The sequence below is a fragment of the Pseudarthrobacter quantipunctorum genome (genome assembly GCF_045291495.1).
GTDB classification, from domain to species: domain Bacteria; phylum Actinomycetota; class Actinomycetes; order Actinomycetales; family Micrococcaceae; genus Arthrobacter; species Arthrobacter quantipunctorum.
The window spans coordinates 4,249,155-4,271,626 of sequence record NZ_CP148033.1 but is presented as its reverse complement, the minus strand read 5'-3'; the positions used below and the strand labels follow the sequence as shown (position 1 = coordinate 4,271,626).

Annotated in this window: 22 protein-coding genes; 16 read left to right on the top strand and 6 right to left on the bottom strand. The window is 66.6% G+C overall.

What is annotated here, in order from left to right:
• Positions 1-50 precede the first annotated feature (50 nt).
• Entirely contained in the window at positions 51-887 is an 837-nt protein-coding gene (locus WHH00_RS19505) for a TIGR04086 family membrane protein (protein ID WP_406635401.1), read from the top strand.
• Here the strand turns inward: WHH00_RS19505 and WHH00_RS19500 are convergent, their stop codons facing one another.
• Complete coding sequence (locus WHH00_RS19500) at positions 888-1,286, bottom strand: YchJ family protein (protein WP_406635399.1); 399 nt, start codon at positions 1,284-1,286, stop codon at positions 888-890.
• Positions 1,287-1,418: 132 nt separating this feature from the next.
• Here WHH00_RS19500 and WHH00_RS19495 point away from each other — a divergent pair, with 132 nt between their 5' ends.
• From WHH00_RS19495 to WHH00_RS19465, 7 genes are all read left to right on the top strand, one after another.
• Entirely contained in the window at positions 1,419-2,159 is a 741-nt protein-coding gene (locus WHH00_RS19495) for a hypothetical protein (protein WP_406635397.1), read from the top strand.
• A gap of 27 nt (positions 2,160-2,186) precedes the next feature.
• Positions 2,187-3,191 carry an aldo/keto reductase family protein gene (locus WHH00_RS19490; protein ID WP_231457168.1) on the top strand — a complete coding sequence of 335 codons (1,005 nt, stop codon included), beginning with the start codon at positions 2,187-2,189 and terminating at the stop codon, positions 3,189-3,191.
• Positions 3,192-3,198: 7 nt separating this feature from the next.
• Positions 3,199-4,071 carry an SDR family oxidoreductase gene (locus tag WHH00_RS19485; RefSeq protein ID WP_406635394.1) on the top strand — a complete coding sequence of 291 codons (873 nt, stop codon included), beginning with the start codon at positions 3,199-3,201 and terminating at the stop codon, positions 4,069-4,071.
• An 87-nt stretch (positions 4,072-4,158) separates the two neighbouring features.
• Entirely contained in the window at positions 4,159-5,343 is a 1,185-nt protein-coding gene (locus tag WHH00_RS19480; RefSeq protein WP_374152828.1) for an IS30 family transposase, read from the top strand.
• 157 nt (positions 5,344-5,500) lie between these two features.
• Entirely contained in the window at positions 5,501-6,628 is a 1,128-nt protein-coding gene (locus tag WHH00_RS19475; RefSeq protein ID WP_406635392.1) for a sulfite oxidase, read from the top strand.
• Positions 6,629-6,693: 65 nt separating this feature from the next.
• Positions 6,694-7,077, top strand: a complete 384-nt coding sequence (locus WHH00_RS19470; protein WP_231457165.1) for an RNA-binding S4 domain-containing protein — start codon at positions 6,694-6,696, stop codon at positions 7,075-7,077.
• Positions 7,078-7,103: 26 nt separating this feature from the next.
• Positions 7,104-8,537: an amidohydrolase family protein gene (locus WHH00_RS19465; RefSeq protein WP_406638705.1), complete on the top strand. Its 1,434-nt coding sequence runs from the start codon at positions 7,104-7,106 to the stop codon at positions 8,535-8,537.
• 7 nt (positions 8,538-8,544) lie between these two features.
• Here the strand turns inward: WHH00_RS19465 and WHH00_RS19460 are convergent, their stop codons facing one another.
• Positions 8,545-9,051 carry a hypothetical protein gene (locus tag WHH00_RS19460; protein ID WP_406635390.1) on the bottom strand — a complete coding sequence of 169 codons (507 nt, stop codon included), beginning with the start codon at positions 9,049-9,051 and terminating at the stop codon, positions 8,545-8,547.
• Between the two features lie 143 nt (positions 9,052-9,194).
• On the opposite strand from WHH00_RS19460, the gene WHH00_RS19455 reads away from it, so the two are divergent.
• Entirely contained in the window at positions 9,195-9,812 is a 618-nt protein-coding gene (locus WHH00_RS19455; protein ID WP_350003647.1) for a uracil-DNA glycosylase, read from the top strand.
• Positions 9,813-9,827: 15 nt separating this feature from the next.
• The gene (locus WHH00_RS19450) at positions 9,828-10,757 is read left to right on the top strand and encodes a hypothetical protein (protein ID WP_406635388.1); all 930 of its coding nucleotides are present in this window, start codon (positions 9,828-9,830) and stop codon (positions 10,755-10,757) included.
• Between the two features lie 24 nt (positions 10,758-10,781).
• Here the strand turns inward: WHH00_RS19450 and WHH00_RS19445 are convergent, their stop codons facing one another.
• From WHH00_RS19445 to WHH00_RS19435, 3 genes are all read right to left on the bottom strand, one after another.
• Entirely contained in the window at positions 10,782-12,032 is a 1,251-nt protein-coding gene (locus WHH00_RS19445; protein WP_406635386.1) for a type II toxin-antitoxin system HipA family toxin, read from the bottom strand.
• Positions 12,029-12,295: a helix-turn-helix transcriptional regulator gene (locus tag WHH00_RS19440; protein WP_406635384.1), complete on the bottom strand. Its 267-nt coding sequence runs from the start codon at positions 12,293-12,295 to the stop codon at positions 12,029-12,031. Before WHH00_RS19440 ends, WHH00_RS19445 begins: the two co-directional genes overlap by 4 nt.
• A gap of 186 nt (positions 12,296-12,481) precedes the next feature.
• A complete protein-coding gene (locus tag WHH00_RS19435; RefSeq protein ID WP_406635382.1) occupies positions 12,482-13,075 on the bottom strand; it encodes a class I SAM-dependent methyltransferase in 594 nt (197 codons plus the stop codon).
• A gap of 84 nt (positions 13,076-13,159) precedes the next feature.
• Between WHH00_RS19435 and WHH00_RS19430 the strand changes: the two genes are divergently transcribed.
• The 4 genes from WHH00_RS19430 to WHH00_RS19415 are packed head-to-tail and all read left to right on the top strand — an operon-like array spanning position 13,160 to position 17,911.
• Positions 13,160-13,861, top strand: coding sequence for a FadR/GntR family transcriptional regulator (locus WHH00_RS19430; protein ID WP_350003642.1), 702 nt, complete (start codon positions 13,160-13,162; stop codon positions 13,859-13,861).
• Between the two features lie 22 nt (positions 13,862-13,883).
• On the top strand, positions 13,884-14,924 hold the full coding sequence (locus tag WHH00_RS19425; protein ID WP_406635380.1) for an asparaginase: 1,041 nt from the start codon (positions 13,884-13,886) through the stop codon (positions 14,922-14,924).
• A gap of 6 nt (positions 14,925-14,930) precedes the next feature.
• Complete coding sequence (locus tag WHH00_RS19420) at positions 14,931-16,364, top strand: aspartate ammonia-lyase (protein ID WP_406635378.1); 1,434 nt, start codon at positions 14,931-14,933, stop codon at positions 16,362-16,364.
• A 32-nt stretch (positions 16,365-16,396) separates the two neighbouring features.
• Positions 16,397-17,911: an amino acid permease gene (locus tag WHH00_RS19415; RefSeq protein ID WP_406635376.1), complete on the top strand. Its 1,515-nt coding sequence runs from the start codon at positions 16,397-16,399 to the stop codon at positions 17,909-17,911.
• A 90-nt stretch (positions 17,912-18,001) separates the two neighbouring features.
• Here the strand turns inward: WHH00_RS19415 and ggt are convergent, their stop codons facing one another.
• Positions 18,002-19,858 carry a gamma-glutamyltransferase gene (gene ggt / locus WHH00_RS19410; protein ID WP_406635374.1) on the bottom strand — a complete coding sequence of 619 codons (1,857 nt, stop codon included), beginning with the start codon at positions 19,856-19,858 and terminating at the stop codon, positions 18,002-18,004.
• Between the two features lie 165 nt (positions 19,859-20,023).
• On the opposite strand from ggt, the gene WHH00_RS19405 reads away from it, so the two are divergent.
• Both WHH00_RS19405 and WHH00_RS19400 read left to right on the top strand, forming a co-directional pair.
• Positions 20,024-20,971, top strand: coding sequence for an L-lactate dehydrogenase (locus WHH00_RS19405; protein WP_350003638.1), 948 nt, complete (start codon positions 20,024-20,026; stop codon positions 20,969-20,971).
• 139 nt (positions 20,972-21,110) lie between these two features.
• Positions 21,111-22,427: an ATP-binding protein gene (locus WHH00_RS19400; protein WP_406635372.1), complete on the top strand. Its 1,317-nt coding sequence runs from the start codon at positions 21,111-21,113 to the stop codon at positions 22,425-22,427.
• The last annotated feature ends 45 nt before the right edge of the window (positions 22,428-22,472 follow it).

Genomic DNA, 22,472 nt, shown 5'->3' with positions numbered 1-22,472 from the left:
AAATAGTAAGCATCCTTGCTATCACTGGTGGGTGATGCTTGAGTGGTGCCATGAGCAGCTCAACAGACCCAGAGAACCTGCCCCCGAGGCGCGCCCGCGAGGATGTTGACCGAGACGGGAGCCGCCGCGGCGATACCGTGGGCGGCGAGCCCACCCGCTCCTACCCGCAGGTGCCGGCCAGCGATGCCACACCGACCTCCACCTACGACCGGGTGCCTGACCGTACCGGACCGGCCGGCGCCTCCGCCGAACGGGAGTACGTTCCCGCGGCTCCTGCGCCGGCCGCCGATCCCAACCTGACCGACCGGCAGACGGCCGTGGCCCGGGAGAAGGAGCAGTTCGGCGGCATCAAGGTGGGATCCGCGTTCTTCGGCTGGCTGACCGCCACCGGCATGGCCGTCCTGCTCACCGCCTTTGTGGCAGCGGCAGGAACTGCTGTTGGCCTGGCCACCAACACCGACGTGAACGAGGCAGTCAGCCAGGCAGCCCGGAACCAGGGCACGGTGGGCCTGGTGGGCATCATCGTCCTGCTGGTGATCCTGTTCTTGTCCTACTACTCCGGTGGTTACGTGGCAGGCAGGATGGCGCGCTTCAATGGTGCCAAACAGGGCCTGATGGTGTGGATCTGGGCGCTGATCGTAGCGATCCTCGTGTCCATCCTGGGCCTGGTGGCAGGTCAGCAGTTCAACGTGCTGGCCAACCTCAACAGCTTCCCGCGGATCCCTATCAACGAAGGCCAGCTGACCACAACCAGCATCATCGCCGCCGTCGTGGTGGCCGCGGTTGCCCTGGTTGGCGCCGTCCTGGGTGGACTCGCCGGCATGCGGTTCCACCGCAAGGTGGACCGGGCCGGCTTCACGCCGGACAGCGCTTACGACAACGAGTAGTCAGGCTTGGACGTCCCCGTCCACATAGAGCCAGCGGCGGTTTTCCCGCACGAACCGGCTGGTCTCGTGGAGGACGCCGCGCTCGCTGCCGTGCCGGTAGTACGCCGTGAACTCCACCATTCCCTCGGTATCCAGCGGTCCGCCGCGGGACGTGGAGAGGATGTCCAGGCGGCGCCACTGCATCCCCGGGTCCAGCTCCAGCTCCGCAGGTGCTGTCCGGGGGTGCCAGGTGCGCAGCAGGTAGTTCGTGTCCAGCAGGGCGAACGCACAGTAGCGGGAACGCATCAGTTGCTCAGCGGTGGCAGCCTCCGCTTCGCCCCGGTGGAAGCGTCCGCAGCACTGCCCGTACTGCTCCCCGGACAGGCACGGGCAGTTTTCCTGGTCGGTGGATACCGTCATGCACCAGATGCTGTCACACGCGGTAACAGCTTTGCTACAACCGGGGGCGCGCCCCTGCGTCCGACGGCACGGCACCCCAAAAATCCGTAAGGTGGAGAGGGAGCTGTTGCCCAGGCAGAGAGGAGAGATGACGTGGAAAATCCGGACACGCTCATCCTCAACCTGACGTTCCTGGGCACCGTGGGCGTCGCCTTCCTGATGTTCCTGGTCCTTTTTCTGCTGGGGGTCCTCACCCTGGTCCTGGCTGGACTTGGCCGCCTTGCGGCTGCGGTGCTGATGGCCCTGTTCGGCCGGCGCTCCAGGAAAGAATCCCTCCCGCTGGTACAGCTCTACGGGACGCGGCTCCAGCACCGCGGAGCCGATCCCAACGGCGATGCCGCCGCCGGCCCAGTGCCGCGGAAAGCGCGCCGTGACTGGCGCACCGCGCTGAAGCCCGGACACCTGAAAACCTCGCTGCGCACCGCCGTCGGCCATCACCCGGCACTCACTGCCGCCCGCCATGAGCCGCCGGTCCTCGCGGACGACTGGGCCGCGGCCGTCGCGGACGCAGACGCCCGGGCCGCGGCCAAGGCGCGGTCCGCCACTCCGGACATCAAGGTTTCAGTGCGGGACTTGCCCGATCCCCAGGTGCCGGCGGAAGAGGTGGCGGAAGTGGCGCCCCTGGTTGAGTCCGCGCTGGATAACAGCCGCCCCTCCCGGGAACTGCCCCGGTCCTTCAAGAAACCGCAGGTTCCCCACGTCCTGGGGCCGCTGGACACCGGATCGCTGGTGTCCCTGTCTGGCCCGGTACACATCAGCAGGGCCGCGGCGGAGGCCGCCAAGGACGCAGATCCCAAAGGCTCCGCTTCGAAGGGCAGACAGCCCTTACCCTGAGCAACCATCTGGGTTAGCGTGAAACCCATGGAATTCAGATACCTCGGAAACAGCGGATTCAAAGTCTCGGAAATCACGTTCGGCAACTGGCTGACGCACGGCTCGCAGGTGGAGAACGACGTCGCCACGCAGTGCGTGCGGGCAGCACTCGACGCCGGCATCAGCACGTTCGACACAGCCGACGTCTACGCCAATACGGCCGCGGAAACGGTCCTGGGCGCGGCGCTGAAGAATGAGCGGCGCGAGTCATTGGAGATCTTCACCAAGGTCTACGGACCCACCGGCCCCAAGGGCAAGAACGATCTTGGCCTGTCCCGCAAGCACATCATGGAGTCCATCAACGGCTCGCTGCGCCGGTTGCAGACGGACTACGTGGACCTCTACCAGGCCCACCGCTACGACTTCGAGACGCCGCTGGAAGAAACCATGCAGGCGTTTGCGGACATCGTCCGGCAGGGCAAGGCCCTGTACATCGGTGTCAGCGAATGGACCGCGGAGCAGCTGCGCGAAGGCCACGCGCTGTCCAAGGAACTGGGCTTCCAGCTGATCTCCAACCAGCCGCAGTACTCCATGCTGTGGCGGGTCATTGAGGCTGAGGTTGTCCCGGCGTCGGAGGAGCTGGGCGTGTCCCAGATTGTCTGGTCCCCCATGGCCCAGGGCGTGCTCAGCGGAAAATACCTGCCCGGCCAGCCGGCCCCGGAAGGAAGCCGCGCAACGGATGAAAAGGGCGGCGCGAAGATGATCGAGCGCTGGATGCGTGACGACGTCCTGGCCGGCGTGCAGGAACTCAAGCCCGTCGCCGAGGAAGCCGGCCTGTCCATGCCGCAGCTGGCCGTGGCCTGGGTGCTGCAGAACCCGAACGTTGCCTCGGCCATCGTCGGCGCCTCGCGGCCTGAGCAGATCGCGGACAGCGTGGCGGCGGCAGGGGTGAAGCTTGAACCGGAGGTCCTGAAGAAGATCGACGACGCCATCGGATCGCTGGCTGAGCGGGACCCCGCCCAGACCAAGTCACCGGCCGCGCGGGAAGCATAGGGCGGCCGTGACTTCCGCAGCGGAACTGCCTGCTGACGTCCTTGCCCTCGGCGTCACGGGTTCCACCGGCGGGCTGGGCGGGATGGTGGCGCGGCAACTCGCTGAACTGGGTTCCGCCCAGCGGCTGCTGGTCCGCGATCCTGCCCGCGCGCCCGTGCTGGACGGCGCCACGCCGGCCGTGTGCAGCTACGAGGATTCCGCGGCTGCCCGGCAGGCGCTGGACGGCGTGAAAGTACTGTTCATGGTGTCCGCCTCGGAAACGCAGGACCGGGTGCAGCAGCATACGGCCTTCGTTGATGCTGCGGCAGGCGCCGGGGTGCAGCACGTGGTGTACACGTCCTTATACGGCGCGGCGCCCGATGCCACCTTCACCCTGGCCCGGGACCATTACGCCACCGAGGAGCACATCCGGGCGTCCGGCATGGACTTCACGTTCCTGCGGGACAACTTCTACCTGGATTTCCTGCCGCTCCTGGCCGGGGAGGACGGCGTGATCCGCGGACCGGCCGGCGATGGCATCTTCTCAGGGGTGGCACGCGAGGACATCGCCCGCTGTGCGGTGGCCGTCCTGCGGGACCCCGCCATCCACAAGGGCGCTACCTACAGCCTGACCGGCCCGGAGGAGCTAACCCTGGCGCAGGCCGCGGGCATCATCACCGAGAGCACCGGCCGCACCATCACGTACCAGCCGGAGACGGTGGAGGAGGCGTACGCTTCGCGGGCCTCCTACGGCGCCCCGCCCTGGCAGGTGGACGCGTGGGTCAGCACGTATACAGCCATCGCGTCCGGTGAGATGGCGGGGATATCGCCGGATGTCCACGGGCTCACCGGCGAGGACCCCATCAGCCTGCGCGAGTTCCTCTCCCGCCCGGTCCTGTAGATCCCCAGAGTTTTTGTCCAGATATGCCGACTTCCGGGGCGGCAGATTCATATGGTGGTTGCAACGCTCTGATTGATGGAGCGTTTGATGCCGAAGTTGTTTCCTGTCCATGTTCGTGATGATTTTCTTGATTTGGTGTGCTCCGGCGCGTCCGTCAGTGAGGCTGCACGGCGTGTCGGAGCCTCGCGCGGGACCGGGAAGAAGTGGTGGGCCGAGTCTGGTCAGATGACGCTGAGCATCTCGGCCCATGGCGGCCTGGCAGATCCTGCCCCGTCCGTGGAGGTCTCCTGCGGGCGGGCACTAAGCGAAGCCGAGAGGGGGATGATTCAGATGGGCCGGCAAGCCGGGATGAGCTACGCGAAGATCGGTGCGGCCATCGGACGGGACAAGTCCGTCATCTGGCGGGAGGTCAACCGCAACTGTGACGCCGAGGGCAGGTACAACGCTAAAGTCGCGCACACCAGAGCCCATCAGGCACGCCGCCGGCCCAAGCCCTTCAAGCTCATCGAGGACGAGGATTTGTGCCGGCTGATCGCGGTGTGGATGGACGATGGGTGGAGCCCTAAGCTGATCTCGTCGATGCTGGCGTTTTACTTTGCCGGTGACCAGACTATGCAGGTGAGCCACGAGACGATCTACCAGGCCCTATACGTCCAAACCCGCGGAAGCCTGCGGAAAGACCTGGCCGAAAACCTCAGCCTGAAACGTAAACAACGCATCCCCCACACCGCCGACCGGCTCAAGAGCAGCCCCTACAAGGAGGCGTTCAAGATCAGCGAACGCCCCGCCGAGGTCCAGGACCGGGCAGTCCCCGGGCACTGGGAAGGTGACTTGATCATCGGTTCTGACGGGACCGCGATCGGCACTCTCGTGGAGCGCTCAACCCGGTTCACGATCCTGCTGCACCTGCCCGGGGACCACACCGCCGAAACCGTCGCCGCCGCGATGATCCGGGAAATGGCGAACCTCCCGGAGCACCTGCGCCGCTCGATCACCTGGGACCGCGGCACAGAACTCGCCGGCTACGCGAAGATCCAGACCGCGCTGGAAACCACGCTCTATTTCTGCGACCCGCACTCGCCCTGGCAGCGCGGCACCAATGAAAACACCAACCGGCTCCTGCGGTTCTGGTTCGAAAAAGGCTCCGACCTCTCGGCCCATACCCCTGAGGACCTCAACCGCATCGCGGCAAAGCTCAACCGCCGCCCCCGACCGACCCTCAACCTCGACACCCCAGCCAACCGGCTAAACCAGCTGCTGCAAGCGGCCTAACCACCCCGCGTTGCTCCCACCACTTGACATTGCCGGCCTCCAAGTGCGCATATCTGGACAAAAACTCCAATTGGGTGGGGCGTTGACGGGGCTTCGGGGCTGGCGTAGACCTGTGGAAAGGGAACGTCCCAGCCGTCCAAGCAGGAGTGGCACCACCATGAAACAGACCTTCACCAGCCAGCAGTCCACCGGTCCGGCCGCAGCGGCGAACATTCCGGCTCCGCCCGCGGCCGGGCCCACCACCGGCCCGATCACCCGGGAGGAACTCCAACTGGGGGCCCGCAACCACTCCATGCCGCTGGAGGCCCTCCGCCGGGACATCACTCCCCCGGGGCTGCATTACGTCCTGACCCACTTCGACATCCCGGACATTGACGAGTCCTCCTGGCACCTGCGGATCAGCGGCGCGGTGGACATGGCCATGGAGCTGACCATGGCCGCCCTGCACAAGGACCCCGTCATCACAGTTCCCGTCACCCTGGAGTGTGCCGGGAATGGACGGTCGCTCCTGGACCCGCGGCCGGTCAGCCAGCCGTGGCTCCTGGAAGGCGTGGGCACCGCCCACTGGACAGGCGTCCCACTGGCCTACCTCCTGGGCAAGGCGGGCGTCCACCCGCACGCCGTTGAAGTGGTGTTCACCGGGGTGGACGAGGGCGTCCAGGGCGGCGTCCCCCACCGCTACGCACGCAGCCTGCCGATCCATGAGGCGCTGCGTCCCGACGTCGTCCTTGCCTACGCCATGAACGGCAGCGAACTGCCGCCCCAGCATGGCTTCCCGCTGCGGCTGGTGGTGCCAGGCTGGTACGGCATGGCCAGCGTGAAATGGCTGGAATCCATCGAGGTGGTCACCACGCCGTTCAAGGGCTTCCAGCAGGAGGTTGCCTACCGCTACCAGGCTTCAGAGGACGACGCCGGCACTCCGGTATCGCGGATCAGGGTGCGTTCGCTGATGGTTCCGCCGGGCATCCCGGACTTCCTTACCCGCCAGCGGATGCTGAAACCGGGTCCGGTGCTGCTGCAGGGCAGGGCCTGGTCCGGCGAAGGGGCGGTCACGTCCGTGGAGGTAGGCATTGATGGTGCCTGGCTGCCTGCCCAGCTCGAAAAGCCCGCCGGCGGATACGCGTGGCGGAAGTGGACCATGCCCTGGGTGGCGGATCCGGGCGAGCATGTGCTGTCCTGCCGGGCCACGGACGCAACCGGAGCCACCCAGCCCCTGGAACAGAACTGGAACTACCAGGGGATGGGCAACAACGTGGCGCAGCGGGTGAGCGTGACGGTCGGGTAGCTGAGCTGAGCTGGCTGGAACGCAGCCCGGTCCGGGTAAAGGCCGGGCTATACTCGGTGCCAGCCATGACCAGCCTTCCTTCCTCCCCCGCCAGTGTCCGCATCGACGCATGGCTGTGGGCCGTCCGTGCCTACAAGACCCGCTCCGCGGCGACGGCCGCCTGCCGTGCGGGCCACATCCGGCTTAACGGCAGCCCGGCCAAGGCGTCAGCCACGCTGGTCACCGGCGATACCGTAACCGTCCGGATGTCCGGTTACGAACGCATCCTGGAAGTGCGCCGGCTGATCAACAAGCGCGTGGGGGCTGAGCCGGCCTCGCACTGTTTCACCGACCACACGCCGCCGCGCCCGGTTGCCCCAGCGCTCGGCCTGCCGCAGCGCGACCGGGGAGCCGGCCGGCCCACCAAGAAGGACCGCCGCGAGATGGAACGGCTGCGCGGTCCGGCGTGACAGACCTGGTCCTCGCAGACGTGCGGATGCCGGGGGACGCCGCACTGTCCAGCGTGCACATCAGCGCCGGGCGCGTAAGCCGGCTCGCGGCGGGTGTTGGGTCCCCGGGTGCCGCGCGCGTCCTCGACGCCGGCGGGCGCTGGCTGATTCCCGGGCTGTGGGACGAGCACGTGCACATGACCCAGTGGGCGCTGCATGCGAACCGCATTGATCTCTCCGGCGCCGTCAGCGCCCAGGACGCTGCCGCCGTCGTACGTTCCTCAATGTCCGGCGCCGATCCTGCGGTGACCGCCGTTGGCGTCGGGTTCCGTGACGCGCTGTGGGCGGATACGCCCTCCTTAGCGCTGCTGGATTCCGCAACCGGCAGCCAGCCCGCCGCGCTGGTCAGCCACGACTTGCACAGCGTGTGGCTCAACTCCGCTGCGGCCCGGCGTTATGAGGTGCGGGTGGACGCCTCCGGGCTGCTGCGCGAGGACCCGGCCTTTGCCCTGACCCGGGAGCTGGGCCGCCTGCCGGACGCCGTCGTGGATACCTGGGTGGCCGGGGCAGCCACGGCGGCTGCTGCCCGCGGGGTGGTGGGCGTGGTGGATTTCGAGATGACCTGGAACCGCGACCCGTGGCTTCGGCGCATTGCCGGTGGTTTCGATGCCCTCCGCGTGGACGCCGGCGTCTACCCTGCCGACCTTGAGCGCGCCGTGGCGGCTGGCATGCGGACGGAGCAGGTGGTCGACGGCGCCAAGGGACTGCTGCGGGTGGGACCCCTTAAGGTGCTCATTGATGGGGCGTTGAATACACGCACCGCCTATTGCGTGGATCCCTACCCCTTTGGCGGGCATGGGCTCCTGACCGTGGAGCCGGAGGAGCTGCTGGCGCTGCTGGAAAGGGCAAGGGATACCGGATTTCTCCCCGCCGTCCACGCGATTGGGGACGCGGCAAACCAGGTGGCCCTTGACGCTTTTGAGCGCGCGGGTATTGGCGGGCGGATCGAGCACGCCCAGTTTGTGCGCCGTGAGGATTTGGCGCGTTTTGGCTCGTTGGGCGTGCTGGCCAGTGTCCAGCCTGTCCATGCGCTGGATGACCGTGATGCGGCAGAAACCAACTGGCCCGGACGGACTGACCGCGCTTTCCCGCTGCGCTCCCTGCTCGACGCGGGGGCCTCGCTGCTGCTGGGCTCGGATGCCCCGGTGGCGCCGCTCAATCCTTGGGCTGCCATGGCGGCGGCCACCGTCCGGGCGCGCAATGACGGGCGCGGGCCGTGGCATCCCAAGGAAGCCATCACGCGCGGGCAGGCACTCCTGGCCTCAACCCGGGGGCGTATGCGGGTCCGGGAGGGGGATCCTGCTGACCTGGTTCTCCTGGACGCCGATCCTTTGGCTGCGCCGGACGGGGTGTTTGCTGCGATGCCGGTGGCCGCAACGCTGGTTGCTGGGCGTTTTACGTACGACGCCGGCTTGGCCTAGGCCTGGCTCACCCCTTGGTGCGCGCCCTCACGAGATTGGCGAAGGGGAGCTTACCGTGTTCTTCAACGAAGGCTGTGTGGTAGTCAGCTTCCGCCTTGCCGAGGTGTTCGGCGGGCAGTTCCTTCCAGGCGATGAGTAGCTTTTCGGCGTCGGCGAGCTGCCAGACCAGGCGGCCGTCCCAGTGTCCCGGCGGCTTCCCCTGTCCGAAGTCCTGGAACTCCTGGACCTGCCGGCGGAGGCCGCGGTTGCCTTTGCTGCCCGGGCCTGCCTTGCCCAGGTAGAGGACGACGGCGGTGTCCACCCATTCGGCGGCGAGGGCGGGTTCGGGCAGCGACGGGTCCTTCTTCTTGAAGACGCCGGCGGTGCTTTTCCTGAGGAAGCGGGGCTGGAAACCTTCCGGCGCCAGGACGGCGAAGACACCGGTTCCCTGCGGAACCCGCATGACCTCAAGCGAGCCGATGGGACGGAAGCCGGCGAAACCATCGGCTTTCAGGCCCTTTTTGGTGAACTGCATTCCCTTATTCAACAGCACGCGTGACAGCTCAAGCCGGGTCCATCAGAAGGGAGAGAGAACTTCACCTGCCCACCCATTAGCGCGGAAGCGTAGAGTGGCCTAAGACGCCTGATTCTGGACGCCTTGCTGCTGAGGGAGAAATCGTGACGATTGATTGGGACGAGAAAAAGGCCCTGCTACAGGAACCGAACATTGCGAAGGTAACCCAGCTTTGCGATGAACTGATGGAAAAGAAGCCAGGGTCTGTCGTCCCTTACATCGACCCTGTGCACGACGAGGACGAGTGCCGGATCGTCAGCCTGCAGGTCAGCCCCGGCAAGGGCACCGAATCCGGCTTTGTCTCGCACAACAACGACGATGAGGCCGCCCGCCGGGCCACCCAGATTTACGAGTTGGCAGAACTTGATCCCCGCTACGTCATGCCCTGGCACGCCTATCCCTGGGTCCGCGACGCGGATATGCCCTCAGCCCTGAATGTGCAGGAGAAAACCGACGGCCTCCGCCCGTTCCGGCAGTTCCTGAAGATCAACTCGAGGGTCTCGGCCGTCATCGCCCACGGCACCGACGCCTCCACTTTCCTCACCCTTTTCGAGAAGACCTATCACCAGTCCCTGAAGAACAGCGGCATCAAGGTCTACAAAGCCACAGCGCTGGGAGGGCGCGCCTTCGCCGTCTCGGAAGCAAAGCAGGAAGAGCTCCTGGCCAAAAACGTGGACATCTACAAGGACGCCATGCAACGGGCAGGGATCCAGCACCTCTAATATTCCCCTCAAGGCATGGATGTCTCCGCCTGGCTGCTCGAGTCCGATCCGGCCCTCCGCTGGCAGGTCCTGCGAGACCTCGTCGGAGCGCCGCCTGAACAAGTGCGTGCCGAACGGGAACTCGTTGCCACCCACGGCTGGGGCACCCGCCTGCTTGCGCTGCAAGGAGCAGACGGACAATGGGACGGCGGCACCTACTGGCCTGACCACGACGACGACCCCCACGGCCAGCCATGGACCGCAACCACCTACACCCTTCTGCTCCTGCGTGATTTCGGCTTGAACCCCGCCAGCCGGGAAGCTCGACGGGCGGTCAGCCTGGTCAGGGAGAAGAGCCGTTGGGAGGAGGGCAACCAGCCCTTCTTCGAGGGCGAAACCGAGCCCTGCATCAACGGCATGGTGGTGGGGCTTGGCGCCTACTTCGGGGAGAACGTCGACACCGTGGTGGAGCGGCTGGTCAGTGAACAGCTTCCCGACGGCGGATGGAACTGCGAAGCAGGGCACGGATCCACGCGCTCTTCATTCCACACCACTATCTGCGTGCTGGAAGGGCTGCTTCAGCACGAACACGCCACCGGCGGGACCGGCGCGTCCCGGGCGGCCCGGCACCGCGGCGAGGAATACCTGCTTGATCGAAGGCTGCACCGGCGCAAAAGCACAGGCTCCGAGGTGGATCCCCGATGGCTGCAGTTCTCCTACCCAACCCGCTGGTTCTACGACGTGCTCCGGGGGCTGGACTACTTCCGTGCCGCCGGAGGCACACCGGATGAACGGCTGGGAGAAGCCGCAGAGGTGGTCCGCTCCAGGCAGCAGCCGGACGGCGCGTGGCTGCTGGAGAACACCCACCCCGGCAAGGTGCACTTCACGCTGGAGGACGGCGACGGGCAACCCAGCCGGTGGAACACCCTCCGCGCACTGCGGGCGCTGAGGTGGTACGAGGGGTGATTGACGGGGCGTGCAGCACCAGGCCTACCCCTCAAGCAGCCGCCGTCGATGCTTGAGTTCTTTGACCCAGGCCCTGGTGACCATATCCGGAAACGGGGAGCCGCCGTCGTCGAAGTTCTGTGCCGGGTGTCCGTTCAGTCCCCGGAAGGCGGACCCGGACTCCAGGTCCGCAAGCAGCGGGCCGGCCGCTTTCAGGGCAATCTCCACCACCTGGGCTGCGGCACGCACCGTCAACCCGAGCCCGGTGGCCCAGCCGAGGAAGTGACGGCGCGAGACACCGGTGCGCTTGCCGTTGATGGACAAGGCAAGGGTCTTGTCCCCGTAGACCACCGTGGAGGGGAGGTCGTAGACCGGTGCAATGGTCCACTCGCCCGAAGGCTGCTGGACCATTGAGACGTTCTTGGCGTGCAGGTCCCCGTTGCCGGCCAGCCATGCATAGGCGCACTGGATGGCCAGGTTCCTCAGGGCAGGAAGGGGCGCAGCGCAGTGGTCTGCCAGCGCATGGCAGACCTGGCCGTAGCCCACGTTGTACTTGTCCGCCGGATAGAGCTTCAGCACCTGCGCCCCGTCCTCGACCGCCAGCCGCTGCACACCGCCCGGCTGGCCCGCCGGTCCGGGGACCCGGTCGAAGCGCTCAACCAGCAACCCTGGCCTTCCGGCGACGTCCCGGATCAACCTGACTTTGCTTAGGGGGATCCTTAACTTGGAGGCGTAACGGAACATCACCAGCTCGTTCTCCACCACATGCGGAAATTCGGGCGCGTTGAGTTTGAGGATGAACTGCCGCCCGGTACCGGTCACCGGAACCGAGATCATGCCGGCGGACAGCTTGTCCTGCACGCCTGCCAAGGCTACGGGGTCGATCAGGTCGGGGTCCCCCAGCAGCTGGTCGAAGTCCACCGGCTTCTTCGGATCGAGCCGGACCGCATGGTCATCCGGGTCCAACGGCTCCCCGTGGCCCACGATCTGCACGTCGCCCACGGGATTCGCACCGGCTGCGATGAGCAGGGACAGGTCGTCATCAGCGCTGGTCTTGATGGAGCGCCGCAGCGCATTCAGGCGGCGGCCCTCAGGCAGGAGACCGGTGAAATAGGGCGGGGCGGCACCGGCCGCGGACAGCACCGGTTCGCTGCTGAGCGGCAGGGAAGTCGCGACGGCGGGCGCGCCAGTTTGGAGGTAGGCGGGCAGGTAGCTGAAGCGGGTACCGCCGTCATGCCTTTCCAGCCGCGCTGCAAGGACACCCGCCTTATAGATGTCCGCAATGCGGTGCCTCATTGTTCAGCGCTGTTTTCAGCCGGCGGCCCGGCCAGCGCGCGGGCAGCCGGGCTGGTCCGGGCGGCGATCTTCAGTTCCAGGCCCAGGGTTTCAAGGACGGCGACCAGGGAATCCAGCTGGACGCTCGGCTTTCCCTGCTCGACGAAGCGGACAAAGCGCTCGGAGACGCCGGCAAGCTGGGCGAGGTCGTGCTGTGTCAGCCGGAGGACTGCGCGGCGGGAGCGCACTTCTCCCGCCAGCATCGCTGCAAAGCTGTGGGTCATGGCACTCCGATAGGTACGATCGTTCCGTTCTAGCCGATACCGCAAGCTTATAGCCTGTTGTGATCAACTACCAGAGGAAGATCGGTACGAACATGCCGATCAGGGGATCGATCTTCCCATGGACGCAAAGCCATATCGAACGGGCCTTAGGGCACCCATGCGCGCCCAAAGGGGCGAAGCGCTTTGCTAGGCCGTACTGACAACAACATAGCGCTCGTCCGTGATCTCGCGGCCCCACAATGCGGGGTCCGTCAGCATTGCCAGGGTGGCATTCTTATGGTGGGAGCGGACCAGTTCGAGGCAGCGGTCCGCGGGAATTCCCGCGCCGGTTCCCCACAGCCCTTCCACCAGAATCATGGTGCCCGACGCCCGCAGCAGTCGGGTCCACCGGGCCAGCGCGGCGTCAGGATCCGGGAGGGCCCACAACACATGGCGGGCAAGGACAACGTCAACCGAGCCATGCGCACGCGGTGGCGCCGACGCATCGCCCACCACGAAGTCAGCGGACACGCCCGCATCCGCCAGCTTGGTCCGCGCCCTGGCCACCATCTGCTCGGACAGGTCCACACCCCAGACCTGATGCCCGGCCTCGCCCAGCAGAAGAGAAAGGCTGCCGGTCCCACAGCCAAGATCCGCCACGTCGCATCCCGGCACAGGCATCAGCGGCAGCAGCAAGTCCTCCCATGCCTGCCGGACGGCAGGGTCAGCTAAACCGTGGTCCGCTTCAACATCGAAGTTCCCAGCCTGGCTGTCCCAGTATCTGCGCACGGCATCAGTCATGCCGCACAGTCTGGCACACCGCTTTCCGCACTTCCGGAAGCGGCCGATGTTGACACCACGTGTGACCCCTGCCATATTTAAAGCGTGAACCTGTCAGACAGCCGGACAGCAGGACAGCCTGCACCCCTTGCCCGGCTCAGCGCTGCCGAAGCAGTTTTCAACGCGATCCGGCAGGACATCGAGTCCGGAGCTGTTCCGGTAGGCAGCAAGCTCAGCTCCGAGGCCACCCTCTCCCAGCAGTACGGTGTAAGCCGCTCGGTGATTCGTGAGGCCCTCCGCTCCTGCACGGCCCTGGGCCTGACCGTGACCAAAACGGGCAAAGGCACCTTCGTCATGGCGGACAAGGTGGCCAACGACCTCACCCTCGGCCAGTACTCAGCGCGGGACCTCACGGAAGCCCGGCCGCACATCGAGGTGCCCGCTGCCGGCCTGGCCGCGGAGCGGCGCAGCGACGAAGAACTGGAAACACTCCGCCACCTCGTGGCCGCCATGCGCACCGAAACCGACCCCGAGTCCTGGGTTGCCCTGGACTCCAGCTTCCACGCAGCCATCGCCCGCGCCAGCGGGAACAGGGTGTTCGCCAGCGTTGTGGCAGACATCCGTGATGCCCTGGCCCACCAGTCCGAAACCCTGAACATGGTGGCGGACAGGCAGCACGCCTCGGATGCCGAACACCAGGACATCCTGGCAGCCATCGAGGCAGGCTCCGCCGGGGACGCACGCGCCGCGATGGCCCACCACCTGCATGCCGTGGGCCTGGCCCTCGAATCCATTCTTAGTAAATAGCCCAACCCCAGCCAAGGAATCCATGCTGTCCCCTGCCCTTTCACCTGCCCTCAGTGCTGCCGCCCTCCCGCAGCACACCCCCCTGGTCGCCGCCACCCGCGACGGACTGGTGGAAAGCGTCCACTACGGGTCAGCCATCGCGCTGGAAGCTGACGGCACCACAGCGGCAGCGGCGGGCGATCCGCTTGCACCGTTCTACCCCCGGTCCTCGCTCAAGCCGCTGCAGGCCGTCGCCATGGTCCGCGCCGGACTCGAACTTCCCGCGGACCTCCTTGCCCTGGCTGCCGCAAGCCACTCCGGCAGCGCAAAGCACCGCCAGGGAGCCCTGCGGATCCTCGAGCAGCACGGCCTCAGTGTCAGCGATTTCGGCAACAGCAGGGACCTCCCCTACGGCCCGGCCGAGCGGGAGGAGTGGCTGCGGAACGGGGGCCGCGCCACCCAGCTCACGCAGAACTGCTCCGGCAAGCACGCCGCCATGGCCGCCACCTGCACCATCAACGGCTGGCCGGTCAAGGGCTACCTGGACCCTTCGCACCCGCTGCAGCGGCTCGTGGCCGCCACCGTCACCGAACTCACCGGCGAGGAACCCCGCGCCCTCAGCACAGACGGCTGCGGAACGCCCCTGTACGCCCTGACCCTGCCGGGCATGGCCCGCGCCTTCGGAACTATTGCCCGCGCCGCCGCGGACGACGACGGCAGTGCGGAAGCCGCCGTCGGCCTCGCCATGCAGCAGCACCCGGACATGGTGGCCGGGGCAGGCCGCGACGTCACCGAGCTGATGCGCCTGCTTCCGGGCGCGGTGGCGAAGGACGGCTTTGAAGGCGTCCAGCTGGTGGGCCTGGCGGACGGCCGCTCGGCAGCCGTAAAGATTTCCGACGGCGGCGACCGCGCCCGCATGCCTGCCACCCTCAAGCTGCTGGAGGCGCTGGGCCTGGACACCACCGGGCTCGCCGCCCTCGGAACCGCCCCCGTGGTGGGGGGCGGCCTCCAGGTGGGCCTCCTGCAGGCCACCGATTTCCTGAGCCAACCTTCCCTGTCCCCACCCGTCAACGAAGCCCCGTAAGGACACATGACCATCATCGATACCCCCGCCTCCGCGAACGCACCTTCGCACACCCGCTCCGAGCACGACCTGCTCGGGGACCGCGACGTCCCCGCCGGCGCCTACTGGGGCGTGCACACGCTCCGGGCCGTGGAGAACTTCCCCATCACCGGCCAGAAGCTCTCGTCCAACATGCACCTGGTGCGCGGCCTCGCTGCGGTCAAACTGGCTGCCGCCCGCACCAACCGCGAACTGGGCCTGCTGGATGCCGAGCGCTCGGACGCCATTGAGCAGGCCTGCCAGGACGTGCTCGACGGCAAGCTGGCCGACCAGTTCGTGGTGGACGTCATCCAGGGCGGTGCCGGGACGTCGTCGAATATGAACGCCAACGAGGTCATTGCCAACCGCGCCCTCGAAATCCTGGGCCACCCCAAGGGCGACTACGCCCGCCTGCACCCCAACGACCATGTGAACCTCAGCCAGTCCACCAACGACGTCTACCCCACCGCGGTGAAGCTCGGCACCATTTTCGCCGCGCGGGAACTGCTGGACGCACTGGCTGAACTGGAAGAGGCCTGCGCCTCCAAGGCGCTGGAATTCCGCACGGTAGTGAAGATGGGCCGCACCCAGCTGCAGGACGCGGTGCCCATGACCCTGGGCCAGGAGTTCGGCAGCTATGCCATCACCATCGGCGAGGACCGGCTGCGCCTGGCCGAAGCCGAACTTCTCATCCACGAAATCAACCTCGGCGCCACCGCCATCGGTACCGGCCTGAATGCACCCGCGGGCTACGCAGAAGCTGCCTGCCGGCACCTCGCCGAAGTGACCGGCCTGCCGCTGGTGACCGCGCCGGACCTGATCGAAGCCACCCAGGACGTCGGGGCTTTCGTGCACCTGTCAGGCGTGCTCAAGCGCGTGGCCGTTAAGCTCTCCAAGATCTGCAACGACCTCCGCCTGCTCTCGTCCGGGCCGCGCGCCGGCTTCGGCGAGATCAACCTGCCGGCCGTCCAGTCCGGCTCATCCATCATGCCCGGCAAGATCAACCCGGTGATCCCGGAAGTGGTCAGCCAGGTGGCCTACGAGGTCATCGGCAACGACGTCACCATCACCATGGCCGCCGAAGCCGGACAGCTGCAGCTGAACGCGTTCGAGCCGGTCATCGTCCACAGCCTCCACAAGAGCATCTCCCACCTGGAAGCCGCCTGCCGCACCCTTACGGCGCGCTGCATCCGGGGCATCACCGCGAACACCGAGCACCTTCGCCGCACGGTGGAGCAGTCAATCGGCCTGGTCACAGCCCTCAATCCCCATTTGGGCTACGCCACCGCCACCGCCATCGCCAAGGAAGCCCTGGCAACCGGCAAGGGTGTGGCCGAACTCGTCCTGGAACACGGACTCCTCACCAACACCCAGCTTCAGGAACTCCTCAGCCCTGAGCGCCTCGCCAACCTGAGCAAGTAATCCCCATGCCAACGGATACCCCAAGGACCCCCATGTCGAATTCCCCGCTCCCGGACCACGTTATTGATGGTGGTCATGCCCATGCTTCTGAATCGGCGCTGCATGCCGAGGACAAGGGCTACCACAAGAATTTGAAGCCCCGGCAGATCCAGATGATCGCGATCGGCGGCGCGATCGGTACCGGCCTGTTCCTGGGCGCCGGCGGCCGCCTCAACGCAGCGGGCCCGTCCCTGGTCATCGCCTACGCCGTGTGCGGGTTCTTCGCCTTCCTCATCCTCCGGGCCCTGGGCGAACTGGTCCTCCACCGGCCCTCCTCGGGCTCGTTCGTCTCCTACGCCCGCGAATTCTTCGGCGAAAAAGCCGCGTTCGTCTCCGGCTGGTTCTACTGGATCAACTGGGCCACCACCACCATCGTGGACATCACCGCCGCCGCCCTCTACATGAACTTCTTCGGCAACTACATCCCCTGGATGGCGGCGGTCCCGCAATGGGCCTGGGCCCTGACCGCACTCGTCGTCGTCCTGGCGCTGAACCTGGTCTCGGTGAAGGTCTTCGGCGAAATGGAATTCTGGTTCGCCCTGATCAAAGTCGCAGCCCTGGTCATCTTCCTCATCGTGGGCACCTACTTCGTCATCTTCGGCACCCCCGTGGACGGCCAGCAGGTCGGCCTGAGCCTGCTCGCGGACAACGGCGGGATCTTCCCGAACGGCCTGCTGCCCATGATCATCCTCATGCAGGGCGTCCTGTTCGCCTACGCCTCCATCGAACTCGTCGGCACCGCCGCCGGCGAAACCGAAAACCCCGAAAAAATCATGCCCAAGGCCATCAACTCCGTGGTCTTCCGCATCGCCGTGTTCTACGTCGGCTCCGTCATCCTCCTGGCCCTGCTGCTGCCCTACACCTCCTACGAAAAAGGCGTCAGCCCCTTCGTGACCTTCTTCGGCTCCATCGGCATCCAGGGCGTGGACGTCATCATGAACCTCGTCGTCCTCACCGCAGCCCTGTCCTCCCTTAACGCCGGGCTCTACTCCACCGGCCGGATCCTGCGGTCCATGTCCGTCAACGGTTCCGCCCCCAAGTTCGCCTCCCGCATGAACAAAGCCGGCGTCCCCTACGGCGGGATCGCCATCACCGCCGGCGTCTCACTCCTCGGCGTCCCCCTGAACTACCTCGTCCCGGCCCAAGCCTTCGAGATTGTCCTGAACGTCGCCTCCGTCGGCATCATCATGACCTGGGCAACCATCGTCCTGTGCCAAATCCAACTCCACCGCTGGGCCAACAAAGGCTGGCTCGAACGCCCCTCCTTCCGCATGATCGGCGCCCCCTACACCGGCTACCTCTCCCTCCTCTTCCTCGCCGGCGTCCTGATCATGGTCTTCATCGAATCCCCCCTCACCATGCTCGTCACCGCCATCGCCTCAATCCTGATGGTGTTCGGCTGGTACGCCTGCCGGGCCCGCATCCGCGAAATCGCCGAGGCCCGCGAAGGCTTCACCGGAATCTCCCCGGTGGTGGCCAACCCACCCGCGGCCACCTTCAAGAAGTAACCACTCCTTAACGCCCGACGGCGGCACCCCAGGTTCCTGAATCATGGAACCTGCGGTGCCGCCGTCGTGGTTTACGCCGGGTTTACCGTGTCACTCGCGTGGCTCATGTGAGGGTTTGACCACGATCGCCGAGCCCCCGCCGCGGCGCGTCGGCTCGGCCACGGCGGTGGCTTTCTTTCCGTCGTCGCTGAACTCGATGGCCGTCGCTGCACCGATCTCCGCCGCAGAGGTGAACGCGTCACCCGCCGGCACGAGCTTGTGGCCGTACTGCGTGTCCAGGGTGGGGAAGGCCTCGATAAACGCCGGCTCAGCGGTTACGTTCGCGGTGTTCCGCTGGGACGCGCGCGGGGCGGCGAGCGCCTCCTCGATGGTCATGCCGAGGTCGATGCGGTTGATCAGCGTCTGCAGCACCGTGGTGATGATGGTGGAGCCGCCCGGAGAGCCAAGGGCCAGGAACGGCTCGTCATCTTTTAGCACGATGGTGGGTGACATGGACGACCGCGGCCGCTTGCCGGGCTGGATGCGGTTGGGATCGGTGTCGCTGAACACGGGGGAAAAATCGGTGAGCTCGTTGTTCAGGATGAACCCCCGGTCCGGCACAACAATGCCAGACCCGCCGGTCTGCTCGATGGTAAGGGTATATTCCACCACGTTGCCCCACTTGTCCGAAACGGTCAGGTTGGTGGTGTTAATGTTCTCCGTGTCCTTCTCATCGGCGAGTGCTGCAGGCTCAAGGTCACAGACGCCGTTGTAGTCCGCAGCGTCACCTGCCGCCACCGGCTTCATCGCTGCCTTTAGCGGGTCGATTTCACAGGCCCGCTCCTTGCCGAATACCGGATCCAGGAGTTTCTTGGTGGGAACCTTGACGAAGGCAGGGTCCCCCACGTACTTGCCGCGGTCGGCGAACGCGAGCGCAGTCGCCTCGAGATAGTGGTGCAGGACGGCAGGCTGGTCCTCCTTCAGCCCGGGAAGGTCGAACTCTTCCAGGATGTTCAGCGCCTCACCCACGGTGGTGCCGCCGCTGCTGGAGGGCGCCATGCCGTAGACGTCGTAGCCGCGGTAGTTCACGTGCGTGGGTTCCTGGTCCAGCGCCTCGTAGTCGTCAAGGTCCTCGGTGGTCATCACGCCCGCGGGGCCGGGCAACGCATCCGGTCCGGGTGCTGAAGGAGCATTCCGGACTGTCCGTACGATGTCCTCGGCCAGCTTGCCCTCGTAGAAGGCGTCCATGCCGTGACGGGCCAGGAGCTTGTACGTATCGGCCAGGTCCGGGTTCTTGAAGATTGTCCCGACGGCGGGAGGGGCGCCTTCGGGCAGGAAAAGCTCCCTTGTTGCCTCGAACGGAGCAAAGCGTTCCTTGTTGTCCTCGGTTTGCTGGCGGAACGTCTCGTCCACCGTAAACCCGGCGGTTGCCACCGTTATGGCGGGTTTCAGGACATCGTCAAGGCTGAGCCGTCCCCAGCGCTCCAGCGCCCGTTCCCACGTGGCCGGCGTGCCGGGAACACCCACGGAGATTCCGCTGGTGGCCTGCTTCTTGAACGCATAAGGCTTGCCGTCTTGCGGATTGATGAACGCCGTCCGCGGCATTGCGTCGGGTGCAGTCTCGCGGCCGTCGATCGTGCTGACTTCCTCCGTCTCTGCGTCGTAGTACACAAAGTAGCCGCCGCCCCCGATCCCGGCGCTGTACGGCTCGGTCACGCCAAGGGTTGCGGCCGCAGCCACGGCGGCGTCCACGGCGTTACCTCCCCTGCGCAGGATTTTGATGGCTGCCTCGGAGGCGTCCAGGTCCACGGTGCTGACGGCACCGCCGTAACCCGTGGCTACAGGGGCTTTCTTGGTCTTATCGGCCTGCCCTGAATCGGCAGATGCCGGACTGGTCAATGCACAGGTGGTCACGCTCATCGCCAGCGCTGCAGTGACCGCAGCGAGCCGGCGTCCCAGATATGGCATGGTTGCTCCTGAAGGGGGTGCGGGTGAGGTGGATCACACGCTACTCCTCCCGTAATGGACACTCAACGCTCCCGCCTACCCTTGCTGCCTCGGTAGCATGAAGCCACTGCCGGCAGTTGCACCACCAACACGGTCCCCGTTCGGGCCGGGGAAACGAGGTACCCCATGTCAGGATCCAAACTTGCGGTTGTGGGAGCCGGGAGCGTGGGAACATCCCTTGCCTACGCCGCCCTGATCCGCGGTTCGGCCAGCAACATCGCCCTGTTCGATGTCAATGCCGCCAAGGCTGAAGCCGAAGTGCTGGATCTCGCCCACGGCACCCAGTTCGCTGCCGCCGCCGCGTCCATGACCGGCGGCGGCGACATCGCCGCGACGGAGGGCGCCGACGTCGTGGTCATCACGGCCGGAGCCAAGCAGGCGCCCGGCCAGACCAGACTGGACCTCGCCGGCACCAATGTGCGGATCCTGGAAGAACTCATGCCCCGGCTCCTCAAGCACTCCCCCGACGCTGTCTACGTCCTGGTCACCAACCCCTGCGACGTCCTCACCGTGGCGGCACAGAAAATTTCGGGACTCCCGGCGGGGCGCATCTTTTCCTCCGGCACGGTCCTGGACACCTCCCGGCTGCGCTGGCTGCTGGCCCGCCGGGCGGGAGTGGCCGTCCCCAGCGTCCACGCCAGCATTGTGGGCGAGCACGGGGACACCGAGTTCCCGGTATGGTCCACCGCCACCATTGGCCCCATCCCGGTCCGCGATTGGATGGTGGACGGGGAGCGCGTCTTCACCCCCGAGTACCTGGCCGAGACGGCACGCGAAGTGACGCAGGCGGCGTACAAAGTCATCGCCGGCAAGGGCGCAACCAACTACGCGATCGGCCTCTCCGGCGCGCGCATCGTGGAGGCCCTGCTCCGTGATGACAAGGCGGTGCTGCCTGTGTCCACGGTGCTGGACGGGCAGCACGGTATCTCCGGGGTGGCCCTGTCCCTGCCGAGCGTTGTGGGGCGGGGCGGCGTCCACACCGTCCTGGAGATGCCCATGGACGACGGCGAACTGGCGGCCCTGCAGCATTCCGCCGACACCCTGCGGCACTCGCTGGACACCCTGGGCGTCTGACCGCCTTCGCCGGTCCGTGGGCCGGCCGTCATGCAACGCCCCCGCAACCCCCGGTCCGCGGCGGGTCGCATATGCTCGGCACAGCGCTGCACACCGCTGCTTTACCAGTTCAACGACGAACCACCACAGGAGTAGACCCATGACCAACTGGCGCATCAGGGATTTCCATTCGGCGGACCTGGACGGGATCCTGCACCTCTGGGAAAGCCTCAAGGCGAGCAACGTGGAACCCGTCTATGCCCTCTCCGAGGTCCTGGCTTCCTGCGAGAAGGACCATGCCGTGGTGGCGGTGCAGGGCGAACAGGTGGTGGGGGCCGCCGTCGGACGCGCCGCCCATGACCAGGGCTGGATTGTCTTCCTGGCCACGCTGCCCGAATACCGCGGCAGGGGGATCGGCACCTCGCTGCTCGCCGCCGTCGAGAACCGGATGGCGCCCCACGGGCTCAACAAGCTCTCCGCCCTTATGCCGGAATCCGAAACGCGGGTGGAGGCGTTCCTCAGCCGCGGTTTCGCGCTGAAGAAGAACCTCCGCTACTTCGAACGCACCATCCCCGTCCAGCGGCAGGAACTCGGTGCGCTCGGCCAGCTCGGCGGACGCGTCCTGGCCCGGGACCTCTGGGAAAACGTGGCCGGCATGCGCAAGGAAAAGGAACTGCTGGAACGCCGCCTGGTCCTTCCCCTTGCCGAAGCAGACCTCGCCGACGAGTTCGGCGTGGTCCCGCCGCGCGCCGTGGTCCTCTTCGGCCCGCCCGGCACCGGCAAGACCACCTTCGCCAAGGCCATCGCGTCCCGGCTGGAATGGCCGTTCGTGGAGGTCTTCCCCTCCCGGCTCGCCGCTAATCCGCAGGGCCTGGCCGGCGCGCTCCGGGAGACGTTCCTGGAGATCGCCGAGCTTGAGCACGCGGTGGTGTTCATCGATGAGGTGGAGGAGATCGCCTCCCAGCGCTCTGGTGAGCCGCCGTCCCCCTTGCAGGGCGTCACCAACGAGCTGCTCAAGATCATCCCCGCCTTCCGCGAGCAGCCGGGCCGCCTGCTGGTCTGCGCCACGAACTTCATCCGCGCCCTGGACTCGGCCTTCCTGCGCCATGGCAGGTTCGACTACGTCATCCCCATCGGCCTGCCGGACCGGCAGGCCCGCGAAGCCATGTGGCAGCGTTTCATCCCCGCGCCCGTGGTGGACTCGGTGGACGTGGAGCTGCTGGTGGAACGCACCGAGGGCTTCTCCCCGGCGGACATTGAGTACGCCGCGCGCAGTGCGTCGCAGCGTGCGCTGGAGAAAGCAGTGTACGACGACGGCGGGCTCGCTTCCGGCGGCAGCCTTTCCGTCCGGGAGGCGGTGCGGAAGGGTCCATCAACCCAGGACTACCTGGACGCCATCGGGGACACCCGGACCACGGTCAGCGCCGAAGCGCACCAGGAGTTCCTGGAGGACATCGACGCCCTGGGCCGCGTTTAGGACACAAGTTCCGGGGCGGGAACGGCGGGGCGTAATCTTTGACCC

What these genes read in the sequence shown, in the direction of transcription:
- WHH00_RS19505 (WP_406635401.1), top strand. Translation starts at nt 51, where the DNA reads ATGAGCAGCTCAACAGACCCAGAGAACCTGCCCCCGAGGCGCGCCCGC.
- WHH00_RS19500 (WP_406635399.1), bottom strand. Translation starts at nt 1,286, where the DNA reads ATGACGGTATCCACCGACCAGGAAAACTGCCCGTGCCTGTCCGGGGAG.
- WHH00_RS19490 (WP_231457168.1), top strand. Translation starts at nt 2,187, where the DNA reads ATGGAATTCAGATACCTCGGAAACAGCGGATTCAAAGTCTCGGAAATC.
- WHH00_RS19480 (WP_374152828.1), top strand. Translation starts at nt 4,159, where the DNA reads ATGCCGAAGTTGTTTCCTGTCCATGTTCGTGATGATTTTCTTGATTTG.
- WHH00_RS19475 (WP_406635392.1), top strand. Translation starts at nt 5,501, where the DNA reads ATGAAACAGACCTTCACCAGCCAGCAGTCCACCGGTCCGGCCGCAGCG.
- WHH00_RS19470 (WP_231457165.1), top strand. Translation starts at nt 6,694, where the DNA reads ATGACCAGCCTTCCTTCCTCCCCCGCCAGTGTCCGCATCGACGCATGG.
- WHH00_RS19465 (WP_406638705.1), top strand. Translation starts at nt 7,104, where the DNA reads ATGCCGGGGGACGCCGCACTGTCCAGCGTGCACATCAGCGCCGGGCGC.
- WHH00_RS19460 (WP_406635390.1), bottom strand. Translation starts at nt 9,051, where the DNA reads ATGCAGTTCACCAAAAAGGGCCTGAAAGCCGATGGTTTCGCCGGCTTC.
- WHH00_RS19450 (WP_406635388.1), top strand. Translation starts at nt 9,828, where the DNA reads ATGGATGTCTCCGCCTGGCTGCTCGAGTCCGATCCGGCCCTCCGCTGG.
- WHH00_RS19445 (WP_406635386.1), bottom strand. Translation starts at nt 12,032, where the DNA reads ATGAGGCACCGCATTGCGGACATCTATAAGGCGGGTGTCCTTGCAGCG.
- WHH00_RS19440 (WP_406635384.1), bottom strand. Translation starts at nt 12,295, where the DNA reads ATGACCCACAGCTTTGCAGCGATGCTGGCGGGAGAAGTGCGCTCCCGC.
- WHH00_RS19435 (WP_406635382.1), bottom strand. Translation starts at nt 13,075, where the DNA reads ATGACTGATGCCGTGCGCAGATACTGGGACAGCCAGGCTGGGAACTTC.
- WHH00_RS19425 (WP_406635380.1), top strand. Translation starts at nt 13,884, where the DNA reads ATGCTGTCCCCTGCCCTTTCACCTGCCCTCAGTGCTGCCGCCCTCCCG.
- WHH00_RS19420 (WP_406635378.1), top strand. Translation starts at nt 14,931, where the DNA reads ATGACCATCATCGATACCCCCGCCTCCGCGAACGCACCTTCGCACACC.
- WHH00_RS19415 (WP_406635376.1), top strand. Translation starts at nt 16,397, where the DNA reads ATGTCGAATTCCCCGCTCCCGGACCACGTTATTGATGGTGGTCATGCC.
- ggt (WP_406635374.1), bottom strand. Translation starts at nt 19,858, where the DNA reads ATGCCATATCTGGGACGCCGGCTCGCTGCGGTCACTGCAGCGCTGGCG.
- WHH00_RS19405 (WP_350003638.1), top strand. Translation starts at nt 20,024, where the DNA reads ATGTCAGGATCCAAACTTGCGGTTGTGGGAGCCGGGAGCGTGGGAACA.
- WHH00_RS19400 (WP_406635372.1), top strand. Translation starts at nt 21,111, where the DNA reads ATGACCAACTGGCGCATCAGGGATTTCCATTCGGCGGACCTGGACGGG.